General features: G+C 68.6%; 14 protein-coding genes. 2 read left to right on the top strand and 12 right to left on the bottom strand.

Annotated features, from left to right (window positions below; genetic code table 11):
- Window positions 1-64: 64 nt before the first annotated feature.
- Window positions 65-1,105: a 4-hydroxy-3-methylbut-2-enyl diphosphate reductase gene (ispH, locus tag VNF71_09820; protein ID HVA74846.1), complete on the top strand. Its 1,041-nt coding sequence runs from the start codon at window positions 65-67 to the stop codon at window positions 1,103-1,105.
- On the opposite strand, the gene VNF71_09815 is transcribed toward ispH, so the two are convergent.
- The 7 genes from VNF71_09815 to VNF71_09785 are packed head-to-tail and all read right to left on the bottom strand — an operon-like array spanning window position 1,102 to window position 7,083.
- A complete protein-coding gene (locus tag VNF71_09815; protein ID HVA74845.1) occupies window positions 1,102-1,803 on the bottom strand; it encodes a lysophospholipid acyltransferase family protein in 702 nt (233 codons plus the stop codon). The two genes, ispH and VNF71_09815, sit on opposite strands and share 4 nt — an antisense overlap.
- Window positions 1,796-2,449 (bottom strand): (d)CMP kinase, encoded by a 654-nt coding sequence (cmk, locus tag VNF71_09810; protein ID HVA74844.1) that lies wholly within the window; start codon window positions 2,447-2,449, stop codon window positions 1,796-1,798. The genes VNF71_09815 and cmk overlap by 8 nt, the downstream gene beginning before the upstream one ends.
- A 40-nt stretch (window positions 2,450-2,489) precedes the next feature.
- Window positions 2,490-3,788, bottom strand: a complete 1,299-nt coding sequence (gene aroA / locus VNF71_09805; GenBank protein HVA74843.1) for a 3-phosphoshikimate 1-carboxyvinyltransferase — start codon at window positions 3,786-3,788, stop codon at window positions 2,490-2,492.
- Window positions 3,785-4,861, bottom strand: a complete 1,077-nt coding sequence (locus tag VNF71_09800; protein ID HVA74842.1) for a prephenate dehydrogenase — start codon at window positions 4,859-4,861, stop codon at window positions 3,785-3,787. Before VNF71_09800 ends, aroA begins: the two co-directional genes overlap by 4 nt.
- 33 nt (window positions 4,862-4,894) lie before the next feature.
- Window positions 4,895-5,680 (bottom strand): pseudouridine synthase, encoded by a 786-nt coding sequence (locus VNF71_09795; GenBank protein ID HVA74841.1) that lies wholly within the window; start codon window positions 5,678-5,680, stop codon window positions 4,895-4,897.
- Window positions 5,643-6,293: an SMC-Scp complex subunit ScpB gene (gene scpB, locus VNF71_09790; GenBank protein ID HVA74840.1), complete on the bottom strand. Its 651-nt coding sequence runs from the start codon at window positions 6,291-6,293 to the stop codon at window positions 5,643-5,645. The genes VNF71_09795 and scpB overlap by 38 nt, the downstream gene beginning before the upstream one ends.
- Before the next feature lie 7 nt (window positions 6,294-6,300).
- Entirely contained in the window at window positions 6,301-7,083 is a 783-nt protein-coding gene (locus tag VNF71_09785) for a ScpA family protein (protein HVA74839.1), read from the bottom strand.
- Window positions 7,084-7,134: 51 nt separating this feature from the next.
- On the opposite strand from VNF71_09785, the gene trpS reads away from it, so the two are divergent.
- Window positions 7,135-8,139, top strand: a complete 1,005-nt coding sequence (gene trpS, locus VNF71_09780) for a tryptophan--tRNA ligase (GenBank protein HVA74838.1) — start codon at window positions 7,135-7,137, stop codon at window positions 8,137-8,139.
- A gap of 18 nt (window positions 8,140-8,157) precedes the next feature.
- Here trpS and VNF71_09775 read toward each other — a convergent pair whose 3' ends face one another.
- The 5 genes from VNF71_09775 to recN are packed head-to-tail and all read right to left on the bottom strand — an operon-like array spanning window position 8,158 to window position 13,030.
- Window positions 8,158-8,763, bottom strand: a complete 606-nt coding sequence (locus tag VNF71_09775) for a hypothetical protein (protein HVA74837.1) — start codon at window positions 8,761-8,763, stop codon at window positions 8,158-8,160.
- On the bottom strand, window positions 8,724-9,071 hold the full coding sequence (locus VNF71_09770) for a TraR/DksA C4-type zinc finger protein (GenBank protein HVA74836.1): 348 nt from the start codon (window positions 9,069-9,071) through the stop codon (window positions 8,724-8,726). The genes VNF71_09775 and VNF71_09770 overlap by 40 nt, the downstream gene beginning before the upstream one ends.
- 29 nt (window positions 9,072-9,100) lie before the next feature.
- Entirely contained in the window at window positions 9,101-9,661 is a 561-nt protein-coding gene (locus VNF71_09765) for an NUDIX hydrolase (protein ID HVA74835.1), read from the bottom strand.
- Window positions 9,645-11,363 carry a CTP synthase gene (locus tag VNF71_09760; protein ID HVA74834.1) on the bottom strand — a complete coding sequence of 573 codons (1,719 nt, stop codon included), beginning with the start codon at window positions 11,361-11,363 and terminating at the stop codon, window positions 9,645-9,647. Before VNF71_09760 ends, VNF71_09765 begins: the two co-directional genes overlap by 17 nt.
- A gap of 20 nt (window positions 11,364-11,383) precedes the next feature.
- Window positions 11,384-13,030, bottom strand: coding sequence for a DNA repair protein RecN (recN, locus tag VNF71_09755; GenBank protein HVA74833.1), 1,647 nt, complete (start codon window positions 13,028-13,030; stop codon window positions 11,384-11,386).
- Window position 13,031: the final 1 nt, after the last annotated feature.

Here is a 13,031-nt window from a genome sequence, read left to right as displayed (position 1 = left end):
ATAGGCGCCACGCCCGCCGATAGGCGCTCGGCCCTCCACCAGCCGTGCCGGTAGCCTGCTCGGAGTGGATGTCGACAAGGTTCTGCTGGCCTCCCCGAGGGGCTTCTGCGCCGGCGTGGAGATGGCCATCAAGTCGCTGGCGTGGATGACCCGGGTCTTCGAGCCGCCCGTGTACTGCTACCACGAGATCGTCCACAACAAGGTCGTCGTGGACCGCTTCAAGGAGATGGGGGTCGTCTTCGTGGACGACGTTTCGGAGGTGCCGGAAGGTGCACCACTGATGCTTTCCGCTCACGGGTCGCCCCCTGAGGTAGTCGCGGCGGCGAAGGAACGCGGCGGGGCCGTCGTGAACGCGGTGTGCCCCCTCGTCAAGAAGGTGCACCACGAGGTCAAGGTGCGAGCCGGCAAGGGATACTCCATCGTCTACGTGGGCCACGAGGGCCACCAGGAGGCGATCGGGACGGCGGCCGTGGCTCCTGACGCGGTGCATCGTCTCGAGACCCTCGAGGAGCTGGAAGCCCTCCCCGACCCCGAGGGTCCGGTCGCCTTCCTCGCCCAGACCACCCTCGCCGTCGACGAGTGGAAGGCGCTGCTGGACGCGGCGCGCAGTCGTTGGCCGGACCTGTGGGTGCCCGGCACGTCCGACCTGTGCTTCGCCACCACGAACCGCCAGACGGCCCTCAAGGCGATCGCCTCCAGGTGCAACGCCGTCATCGTCATCGGCTCGGAGAACTCCTCCAACACGCGGGCTCTCGAGAGGACGGCCTCGGCCGCCGGATGCCCGCGGGTCCTGCGCGTCAACGGCCCCGCCGAACTTCCCGATGACCTGTCGGGAACCGTCGGCGTCATCGCCGGCGCGTCCGCTCCGGAGGAAGTCGTCGAAGCTGTCGTTGGCCGGCTTGCGCCCCGCGATGGGACCGAGCAGGTGCGGGCAGTCGACGAGGACGAGTACTTCCCGTTGCCCAGGGAACTGCGCGACGCGGTCAGGAACCTCTCGGCTGCCGCCGCTGTCGCCGGCCTCGCGCCCGGGGCGGACCCCACCGCCGGCGGGGCTCCCCTGCCCGACGACCGCGAGATGTCTGCGTCGGTCGCGTTGCGGAGCTAACTCCGGCCGGCCGCCTGTAGGGCCTCGTCGAAGAGGTCCTGCAGGGTGGAGTACAGCTTCTCAGACACCTCGCTCACCGACCTGCGCGACACACGCCCCCCTTGTTGGCGCTCGGGTGCCTGGATAGGTGCGCCGACGACCATCACGACCTTCACGGGAAGGATCCGCTTGCTGCCCTTGGGCATCGCCCATTCGCTGCCGCCAATACCCACCGGAATTATCGGCACGCCGGTGCGAGCGGCGACGAAGGAAGCTCCTTCGAACAGGGGCTGGATCTTCGGTCCGGACTGCCGGGTGCCTTCGGGAAAGAGCACGACCGGCTCTCCCCCGCGCAGTGCCTCCTCGCTCCTGCGAAGAGCCTCACGGTCCGGAGTGCCCCTGTGCACCGGGAAGGCCCCGAGCGAGCTGAAAAGGGTCCCCGACCAGCGGTACTTCCACAGGCTGTCCTTGCCCATAAAGCGAATCCGGCGCCGCGTGAGGCAGCCTGCGAGCAGGGTGTCGATGTTCGAACGGTGCACGGGAGCGATCACGAACGGCCCCGACCGCGGCACGTTCTCCCGACCCCGTATCTCTACACGCCAGTAGAGGCGGCATACGAGCTCGACGACGCCTCTCGCGAACGCGTACCACGCAAGCGACACCCTCGAAATCCGTGTCTGGGCAGCCGGGCTCTTCTCCCCGGTGTGGGCCTCAGGCATCCGCCCCGCTCCTCGAGGCGAGCTCCAGGACCTTGGCTATGACTTCGTCGACGTCGACTCCGGTGGTGTCGAGCACGACCGCGTCGTCCGCTACCGCCAGAGGCGAGGCCCTTCTCGTGGAGTCGACGCGATCGCGCCGCGCCATGTCGGCGGCCACCTGGTCGTAGTGCAACTCGAGCAACTCCTTGCTGCGGCGGTGCGCTCTCTCGCTGTCCGCGGCGGTCAGGTAGATCTTCAAATTCGCGTCCGGGAACACCACCGTGCCGATGTCACGACCCTCGACAACGCCGCCGCCGTGCGCATCAGCCCACGCCCGCTGGCGTGCAACCATCTCCTGGCGAACAGCGGGGTTGGCGGCGACGGTGCTGACGGTCCTGGTCACCTCCGGCCCGCGTATCTCGACGGTGGCGTCGACTCCGTCCACCCGTACAGCGCCGTCCACCTGAAGGTCGATCTCCTTGGCCAGGCGCGCGACGGCCTCCGAGTCGGCGGGGTCGATGTCTCGCGTGATGGCCGCGAACGCGACCGCCCGGTACATGGCGCCGGTGTCGAGATAGTCGAGCCGCAGCCTCGAGGCGACCGCACGCGCGACGGTCGACTTGCCCGAACCTGCCGGCCCGTCGATGGCGATCAGGATCTGGCGCAAGACGACGTCCTTCTCCTCACAGGAGTCTTGCGACAGTTTCTCAGGTGCACCGCTGGTACTCGTCCTCGAAACCCGGGTAGCTGGTGGCTACCGCGTTCCACCCGTCGACGATGACCGGATCCTTGGATGCCAGAGCTGCGACGGCCAACGACATCGCAACCCTGTGGTCGCCAGCCGACTGCACCCGTCCGCCGTCGAGAGGGTTGCCACCGCGACCGTCGACGACGAGCCCGTCGGGCAGCGGCTCGACGTTCGCACCGATGGCCCGCAGCGCCGCGACCATCGTTTCTACCCTGTCCGTTTCCTTCACCCGCAGTTCCGCAGCCCCGGAGAACGTGGTGGTGCCCTCCGCGTACGCGGCGGCGACGGCCAGCACCGGGATCTCGTCGATGAGGGCCGGCACCTCGTCGCCGCCCACCTCGGTCGCCCGCAGAGCGCTGTGGCGCGCCCTGATCGTCGCCGTCGACGCGGTCGGGTCCTCCTCGGCGAGCTCGATGTCGGCCCCCATCCGGCGCAAGACGTCCAGGAAGCCGGCGCGGGCCGGGCCAACGTAGACGTTGGGGAGGGTCACGTCGCTTCCGGGAGTCACACACGCGGCCACTACCCAGAAGGCGGCCTGTGAAGGGTCTGCCGGAACGGTGACCTCGAAAGGGGTGAGCTTGGAGCGGCGGACGGTCACCGCGCCAGGTGTGACGTCGAGGTCGGCTCCGGCCAGCGCGAGCAGTTCCTCGGTGTGGGTCCTGGTGCCGACCTCCTCCCTCACGGTCGTCGCCCCCTCAGCGGAGATACCGGCGAGCAGGAGCGCTCCTTTGACCTGGGCACTCGGCACCGGCAGCCGGTAGTCGATGCCATGAAGTGAGCCTCCCCGTATCACGAGCGGTGGTAGCGACCCGCCCGACCGCCCGTCGATCCGGGCGCCCATCTCCCTCAGCGGTTCCACGACCCTTCCCATCGGGCGTCCAGCGATCGATTCGTCGCCGGCGAGGACGGTCAGCCCGTCGACGCCGCTCGCCCACCCTGCGATCAAGCGGATACAGGTCCCGGAGTTGCCCACGTCGACCACGGCGACCGGCTCGTGCAGGCGGCCGGTCCCACCGTCTATCTCCACCGACGGAGCTCCCGTTGCCGCAGGCACGATCGCGCGCACACCTGCTCCGAAGAACTCGGCCGCGCGGAGGGTCCGTGCCACGTCGTCTCCAGACGAAAGTCCGCGGATCGTGGACGTGCCTTCGGCCCTGGCGGCGAGCAACACGCACCTGTGGGAGATGGACTTGTCCCCCGGAACCAGAGGTGTCCCCCGAACCCCGTTCGCCGAAGGCGTGGCGGTGAAGACGTTCATGGCCCCACCGGACGTATCGAGCAGCGGTAGTCACGGAGGTGGAGCGCCGAACGCACCCGTTCCGTCGCGTTGGTGTCGACGATGAGCACGAGAACGCCCCGTTCGCCCTCGGCGCTGTGGGCGATCTCCAAGTCGTAGATGTTGACCCCCATCTCGCCGAGGAGCGTCGTCACCTCGGCGATGACGCCCGGCCGGTCGGGAACGGGAACCCTGATCTCCGACGTCTCGCCGCCGACGGCTGCAACCTTGGCTGGAAGGTTGACGCGTGCTTCTCGCGCGCGCTCGAGGAACTTCAGCATCAAGTCCCGGTCCCGCGACGCCACCACATCCCGTACGTCGCCGAGCGCGGCGATCAGCCGGTCCAGGACTTCGAGGATGCCCTGCCGGTTCTCGACCACCAGATCCGGCCAGATCCGCGGTTCGCCGGCCGCGATCCTGGTCATGTCACGGAAGCCTCCGGCTGCGAGCCGGAGAAGGGTCGCGTGCTCCAGCGCTGTGTCGGACACGAGGTTCATGAGGGTCGCCGCCGTCAGGTGAGGCACGTGGGAAACCATCGCAACCAGGTCGTCGTGGCGTGCGGCGGGCAACTCGACGACGTTGGCACCGAGGGCGCCGGCGACGGACCGTACCGTTGCGTACGCGCCGGGATCGGTGTGGGTTGTAGGCGTGAGCACCCAGGTGGCGCCCTCGAACATATCCGGGTCGGCTCCGTCGACCCCGGCCTGCTCGGAGCCGGCCATCGGGTGACCCCCCACGAAGCGGGGATCGGTGATCTGCTCGAGGATCGGTCCCTTGATACCCGCGACGTCCGTGACTATGGCCCCCCGTCCGAGGGCCTTGCGAGCGGCTTCGGCCACGGCGCCTGCGGGTGTGGCCACGAAGGTGACGAGAGCGTCGGGATCGTCGCCGATCGCATCGACCACGCCGATCTCGAGCGCCCTCGCCGCCCGGGTGGGATCGATGTCGAAGCCGGTGACGTGCCAGCCGCGGCGGCGCAGACCTGCTCCAATCGACCCTCCGATGAGGCCGACGCCGATCACACGGGCGCGCTTGCGCTCAGGTTCGAACTGCACCACGGGGCCTCGTGTCCGGCACGAGGGACAAGCCTAAACGGCGCGGCGCCCGGGCTTCGCTCGGCGGATCGGGGGCGGACTGGCGGATCTCTCGAGCTCTCGAACATCTGCGGTCGTGAGCTCCCGCCATTCCCCGGGCCGCAACCTGGGATCCCGAAGCGGCCCGATCCGGGTGCGGACCAGCCTCGTGACCGGATGCCCGACCGCTTCGCACATCCTGCGAACCTGCCGTTTGCGCCCCTCGTGGATCGTGATCCGGAGCAACGACGGCTCGGGCTGCGACACCCTCGCGGGCGCGGTAGGACCGTCGTCGAGCTGAACCCCTTCACGCAGGGTCCGCAGAGCGCCCGCGGTCAGGGTTCCGGCGACCGACACGAGGTACTCCTTTTCCACCCCGAAGCTCGGGTGAGTGAGCCGGTAGGTGAGATCCCCGTCGTTGGTCAGGATCAGCAGGCCTTCGCTCGCAGCGTCGAGGCGGCCTACCGGGTGCACCGGCGGGCTGGGCGGCACCAGCTCCGTGACGGTCGGCCGACCCTCCGGATCCGAGACGGTGCTGACCACGCCTGCAGGCTTGTTGAGCAGGTAGTAGACGAGCCCCGGGCGAACCCCGATCGCCACACCGTCCACCTGGATCCGGTCAATTTCAGGATCGACACGGCGACCGAGCACAGCCGGCTCGCCGTTGACCTGGACCCGCCCCGAGGCGACCAGCTGCTCGCAGGTGCGTCTGCTGCCCACACCGGCCTGCGCGAGGACTTTCTGGACCCGCTCCCCCGGCGCGTCAGTCGCCGGCCTCGAGCCCGGGTCCTTCCTGCCCATCAGATTCTTCTCCGCCCGTCATGGCCTCTCCGGCCGCTTCAATGGCCGCCGCTCGGTCCGCACGCAGGCTGCTCTCCAGGGCCTCCATGATCTCGGCTCCGGGGACGAACTGGGCCAGAGCGGGGAGCTCATCGACGCGGTCGAGCCCGAGCCTCTCCAGGAAGAGGGTCGTCGTCCCGTAAAGCACCGCCTGACCCGGACCCGGGTCCCTGCCGACTTCGGCGATGTAGCCGCGGCTGAGCAGTGTCCGGATGACGCCGTCGGCGTTGACCCCTCGTATCGCGCCGATCTGTGCCCGAGAGACCGGCTGCTTGTAAGCGACGATCGCCAGGGTCTCCAAAGCGGCTGCCGACAGGCGCGCGCTCTGGCCCTCGAGCACGAAGCGCTCGACGTACGGGGAGAGGTCGGGGTGGCTCTGGAACCGGTAGCCGCCGGCCACACGGACCAGCTGAAAGCCGCGGTCCTCCGCCTCGTACTCGGATGCGATCTCGTCGCAGATCTCCTCGATCCGTGCTGGGGACACCTCGAGGAGCTGTGCGAGCAGGTGCGGCTCCACCGGCTCGTCGGCGACCATGACAATTGCCTCGATCGCCCGCTTTGATTCGGATGCCATGTCCAGTTCAGCCCTGGTATTCCTCGACCAGGTCAACGACCACGGGGTCGGATTCGCCTTCCCCGATCCAGCAAACCGTGAGCTCCGCGAACGACGTGGCCTGATCGAGGTCGACGAGGCCCTGCTTGTACATCTCGAGCACTGCGAGGAACCGGACGATGACCTCCAACCTCTCGACGAGGCCGCCCGTGAGCCGGGCGAAGGTGATCCTGCCGCAACGAGGGAGCTCGTCCAGCAGCTCCTCGACAGCGTCGCGCACGCTCGCCCGCACCGGCGCCACGTGATCGAGGATCACTCTCGCCTGCGCGCGCGGCGCGAGAAGCTGGTCCATCGCCTCCTTCAACCTCTCCGCCGTGACACCGGCGAGCAGGTCCGGCGCAAGGTCGACATACCGCTCGTCGAGTCCGGCGGTGCGCGGCCAGGAGAGGCTCGCGTGATCCATTAGCCGGTTCATCGAGGCGGCGGCGTCCTTGAAGGTCTTGCACTCGAGAAGGCGGGCGATCAGCAGGTCGCGTTCCTCCCAGAGCGCGAGCTCATCCTCCAGCTCGACATCGTCACGTCCCGGTAGCAGGCGCCGGGCCTTCAGTTCGAGCAGAACTGCGGCGATGAGGAGGAACTCGGTCGCCGTCTCGAGATCCAAGCCGGCACGCAACTGTTCGAGTGTCGACACGTACCCGTCGACGATGTCGGAGATGGACACCTCCCACAGGTCCACCTGCTCGCGCGTGATCAGGTGGAGCAGGAGGTCGAATGGGCCCTCGAAGACGGGCGTGCTCACCGTGTAGGGCACGGGTGCAACAATACCGGGGGCGGGTCCGCCGACCGGGCATACCATGGCGTGATGGCACGTGTGTTCTCAGGTATCCAACCGACCGGCGAGCCCCATCTCGGGAATCTGCTCGGCGCGGTGCGGTGGTGGGTCGAGGACCAGCGCCAAGGCGAGTCCTTCTACTGCGTGGTCGATCTGCATGCCCTGACGGTGCCCGGTGAGCCGGCGGAGATCCGTCGGGCGACCACGACGATGGCAACGCTGCTTCTCGCTGCGGGCCTCGACCCCGAGGCGTGCACGCTGTTCGTGCAGAGCCACGTTCCCGCCCACACCCAGCTCGCCTGGCTGCTCGAATGCACGGCGAGCGTCGGGGAGCTCCGGCGGATGACCCAGTTCAAGGACAAGTCGGTGCGCAGCGGGGAGGAATCGGCGCGAGCCGGGCTGTTCACCTATCCCGTGCTGATGGCGGCGGACATCCTCCTCTACGACGCCAACAGGGTCCCCGTCGGCGACGACCAGCGCCAGCATCTCGAGCTGACCAGGGATCTCGCTCAGCGTTGGAACGCCCGCTACGGCGAGACATTCGTCGTCCCAGAGGCATCCGTGCCGCCCACCGGCCGCGGAGCGCGGATCATGGACCTCCAGGATCCGACGAGGAAGATGTCCAAGTCGGAGGGAAGCCCCCAGGGGACGATCGCGCTGTTCGACGACCCGAAGGCCGTCGAGCGCAAGGTCAAAAGAGCCGTGACCGACGCCGACGACGGGCCGGGCGCTGTCCGCTACGACCCCGCCGCCAAACCGGGTGTGTCCAACCTGCTCGAGTTGCTCGCCACGATCCAGGGACGTTCACCGTCCGATGTGGCGTCGGACTACACGCGCTACGGCGACCTCAAAGCCGACGTAGCCGGCGCCGTGACCGGGTTGCTCGCCCCGATCCAGGACGCGTACCGCCGCTGGGCGTCCGATCCGGCGGCCGTGACCGAAGTGCTGCGCGAGGGAGCGGCCAAGGCCGACGACGTGGCACGCAAGACGCTGGCGCGTGCCTTCGATGCCATAGGTCTGGTAGCTCCCGGGTAAAAGACGCCGCCCAGGCGTCTACTGGTCGTCGTCGGCCGCTTTCAGGATCTGTCCGAAGCCGGGGTCGACCGTCCAGGACGCGACCGGGCGGTGATGGTCCGAAGCCCATCCGAAGACGAGGGGATCGCTTCCCGCCTTCCTGAGCATTTCCTCGCCCAGCTCGTCGTGGGTCACGTACCGTCCTGCCCTCGCCGGCCATCCAGAGCGACCCTTGGCCCAAGAGGCGATCCTGTCCCTTCCCACCAGGATCGCGGCGACGGTCGTGGCGGTGCGACCGAACACGCCCAAGGCGGAGCGCTGCTTGCCTGCGTCGTGCAGGAGGGCTGCGGCCAGCAGGTTTCGCGCAACGCCGGCACCGTCGCCGTTGCCCGAGGCCGTCGCCACGCGCCGGGCCACCTCGACAGCATGGCGGCGGTCGGGTCCGCTCATGCCCGCCCAGATCTCCGTCTCCGCCTGCGTCAGCCAGTTGCGCGCCCAGGCTTCGCCCGCCGGCTCGGGTCCGCCGGGCCGCAGGGACGCGAAGAACCGGCCGGCTAGGTGTCCGGGGGTGCCGAAGGAGGTTCGCGCGAACCTCTTGAAACCGCTCAGCGCCGGCTGGCGGCCTTCGCCGCGCAGTCGATGCACAGGCGCGCCTCTGGGCGGGCCTCGAGGCGCGCCAGGGCGATCTCCTTGCCGCACGCCTCGCAGACCCCGTAGCTGCCGTCGTCGAACTTGCCGAGAGCGTGCTCGACCTCGTTGAGAGCCTCGACGAGCTTCGTGACCAGCGCTTCGTTCTCCCCCCGCTCGGCGGTCACCTGGCTCGAGTCGGCGAAGTTCGGGTCGTAATCCAACCCTTTCGTACCGTGACCTAGCTCGGCGAGCTGGCGCCGCAGCGAGTCGCGCTCCTCCACGAGGGCCTCGCGTAGTTCTTCGGTGGTCGCTTCAGCTGCCATCCACCCGATTCTAGTGCCCGTCTGCCTCCTCAGGTCGGGCGGGGGGTCCCTCCTCGCGCCGACCGCAGAGCCGTGAGCGTCAGCCCGATGATGGACTTGGCGTCGACGATCCGCCCATCGGCGATCATCGCCTCGGTATCCCGCAAGGGCACCTCCTCCACGGACATCAGCTGCTCCTCGTGCCCCTGGCGGTCGTGGGGCACGTCCGACAGCCCCGTGGCGAGGTAGAGCCAGCTCAGCTCGTCGGTGAACCCGGGCGAGTTGTAGAAGCGGGCCAGCAGCTCCAGGTTGGAGGCCCCGCGCCCCACCTCCTCGGCCAGCTCCCGGCGGGCTGTCTCCTCAGGTGGCTCCCCGGTGACATCCCGTTTGCCGGCGGGGATCTCCAGAAGATCCGTTCCGATCGCCGAGCGGAACTGCCTGACCATGATCACCGAGCCCGTGTCGGTGAGCGGGACCACGACTACCGCTCCGGGGTGGTGCACGATGTCGCGCTCGAAGCGCCCGGACGGCCCTTCGAAGGTAGCGGTGGCCACCTTGATCAAGGCTCCGGCGAAGATCTCGCTCTCCCCGACCTTACGGAACGGCGGCAAGTCCCTCCATGCCTATCAGCCGCGGCGAGCGCCCGTCCGCCCGGTCGAGCGCCGCTGCGACGAGGCTCGAGAACAGCGGGTGCGGGTTGTCGGGACGGCTCTTGAACTCAGGGTGTGCCTGCGTTCCGACCCAGAACGGGTGCCCTGGCAGCTCGATGAACTCGACCAGCCTGTCGTCGGGGGACATGCCGGAGCACACCAGCCCGGCCGCTTCGAGCCTCGCACGGTACCGGGGGCTCACCTCGAATCGGTGACGGTGCCGCTCGTAGACCAGTTCCGAACCGTAGGCGCTGGCTACCACCGAGCCGGGCAGCAGCTTCGCCGGCCACAGGCCGAGGCGCATCGTCCCGCCCATCTCGACCACTTCCCACTGCTCGTCCATCAAGTCGATCACGAGATAGGGCGAGGTGGCGTCGAATTCACGGGAATTCGCGTTCGGCAGACCGGCGACGTTGCGGGCGTACTCGATCACCATGACCTGCAGGCCGAGACACAGGCCGAGGCACGGGATCGCGTTCTCGCGGGCGTAGGTCGCCGCTGCGATCTTGCCTTCGACGCCGCGTTCTCCGAAACCGCCGGGTATGACGATCCCGTCGAGATCCTTGAGCCTCCCGGCGGTGAGCAGGCCCTCGACCTCCTCCGCCTGGATCCACTGCAGGTCTATGCGGGCGCCGTGGGCGTAACCGCCGTGGCGCAATGCTTCCACCACGGACAGGTAGGCGTCGGCGAGGTTTACGTACTTGCCGATCAGCCCGATCCGCACTGGCCTGGTCGCCGCTTCGACGCGGTCCACCAGGGCCTCCCACTCGCTCAGGTCGAGCTCCTGGCCGGGTTCCTGGCCGATCCCGAGAAGGCGGCACACGTAGTCGTCGAGCCCCTCGTCATGGAGGGCGAGAGGTATCTCGTAGAGGTTCGGGGCGTCCATGCAGGAGACGACCGCCTCGACCGGAACGTCGCACAGCAGCGAGATCTTGCGCTTGAGCCCAGCGGAGATGCTGCGGTCACTCCGGCAGATGATCACGTCCGGTTGGATGCCGCGGCTGCGAAGCTCGGTCACGGAGTGCTGGGTCGGCTTGGTCTTCTGCTCGCCGGAAGGCCCGAGGTACGGCACGAGGGTGACATGCACGTAGCAGACGTTGTCCCGCCCGACGTCCTTGCGGAACTGCCGTATCGCCTCGAGGAACGGAAGGATCTCGATGTCTCCGACGGTGCCGCCGATCTCGGTGATCACCACGTCCACCGGTTCGGTGGCGAGCCGCTTGATGCGGTCCTTGATCTCGTCCGTGATGTGGGGGATCACCTGGACGGTCTTGCCGAGGAAGTCCCCCCGCCGTTCCTTGGCGATGACCGATTGGTAGATCGATCCTGTCGTCGCGTTCGAGTCGCGGTGCAGGTTCTCGTCGATGAAGCGCTCGTAGTGCCCGAGATCGAGATCGGTCTCGCCGCCGTCGTCGGTGACGAACACCTCGCCGTGCTCGAAGGGATTCATGGTTCCCGGGTCCACGTTGATGTACGGGTCCAGCTTCTGCATGGTGACCCGAAGGCCCCGGCTCTTGAGCAACCGCCCCAACGACGAGGCCGTGAGTCCCTTGCCCAGGGAGCTCGCCACGCCGCCCGTGACGAAGATGTGCTTCGCCAAAATGCTCCTCCACTCGAGTCGATGTTCGTGGCTCGCGGTGGACCCACCGGTCGGCCACGCCATCGTATCTCAGGCGAAGGACGTCACTGTTGGACTCTCTCCGGGGTCTCGCCGGCCTGCACCAGGAGCTCCTCCGCGTGGCGTCGCGCCGTCTCGCTGTCCGGGCTGCCCGAAAGCATCCGTGACATCTCGATCACGCGTTCCTCTCCCTGGGCGGCGGCGACCGCGGCGACTGTTCGGCCGCCCTCCGACCTCTTCTGGACGACGAGGTGAGCATCCGCGAACGCGGCCACCTGGGGGAGATGGGTGACCACCAGAACCTGGTAGTCGTGACCCAGATCGGACAGCGCCCGTCCGACTGCGGCCGCCGCCTCGCCGCCTATACCTGCGTCGACCTCGTCGAACACCAGCGTCGAAGGACCCTCGGGCGAGGGGTCATCGCCGCCGTCGACCCTCGACGGGAACGCCGGCCCCGTCACCAACCTTGCGGCGAGCATCGCCCGCGCGAGCTCACCTCCCGAGGCCACCTTCGCCAGGGGCAGGACGGCCTCACCCGGGTTGGCGCCGAGCTTCCACGTGACGGCGTCACCCGGTGGGACGCTGTCGACCTCCACCTCGAAGGTCGCATGCGGCATGGCAAGCGAGCGGAGCCTCTGCTCCACCGATGAGCCGAGCGCCGGCGCAGCGGCGCGCCTGGACTCGAAGAGTCGCAGTTCCGCGTCTGCCAACTCGGCGCACAGCCTCTTGTGGTCCTCCTCCAGGGCCGCCGCCCTGGAGTCGTACGATTCGAGCAGCTCGAGCCGGGAGCGCGCCTCCTCCCGGTACGCGATCACGTCGGCCAGGGTGTCGCCGTATTTGCGACGAAGCTCGGTCAGCACCTGCCGGCGGGCTCCGACCTCTCCGAGGCGCTGCGGGTCGTCCTCGAAGCCTTCCGCGGCCGAGCGGGCGTCGCGGGCAATGTCTGCTATCTCGTCCCCGATAGCGACCAGGCGATCCCGCAGCCCCGCCAGCGGCTGCTTCCCGGAGAGCAATGCCACTAGCTCGCCGACGCGGTCCGAGAGGCTGTCGTCGCCGCCGAGCAGCTCATGAGCCCTGGTCGCCGCGTCCCGCAGGGAGGTCGCATCGGCGAGCCTCTCCTCCTCGCAACGAAGGGCGTCGTCCTCGCCGGGCGACTCGATCCCGGCACCGTCGAGTTCTGCCAGTTGGAAGCGGAGAAGATCGGTCTCCCGGGCCCGGTTGCGGGAATCGCCGCCGATGTCCGCCTGAGCCTGGGCGATCCTGCGCAGCTCGGCGCGAAGGGCGTCGACCTCGGCCGTGCCGATTCCGGCGAAGGTGTCGAGCATCGCCCTTTGCACCGCGGGCCGTAACAAGGACTGGTGCCCGTGCTGGCCGTGCATGTCGACCAGAGCCGCGCCGATCTCCGCGAGCTGTGCTGCGCCCGCCATCCGGGAGTCGACGTATGCGCGGGAACGCCCCGATGCCGGCACGACCCGGGTGAGGATCCTTTCTTCGCCGTCGTCGGAGAGGAAGCGGCCTTCGACGACGGCCTCGGCCGCCCCCGGCCTGACCATCACCGGATCGGCGGCTGCTCCGAGCAGAAGGCCTATCGCGTCGACGATGAGGGTCTTGCCGGCACCTGTCTCGCCGGTGAGGGTGGTCATGCCCGGACCGAGATGAAGCGTCAGGTCCTCGATGACCCCCAGGTTCGACACTCGAAGCTCGACAAGCATG

Source organism: Acidimicrobiales bacterium (assembly GCA_035533095.1).
In the GTDB taxonomy this organism is placed as follows: Bacteria; Actinomycetota; Acidimicrobiia; order Acidimicrobiales; family Palsa-688; genus DATLUM01.
This window is presented reverse-complemented; position numbering and strand designations above follow the sequence as displayed.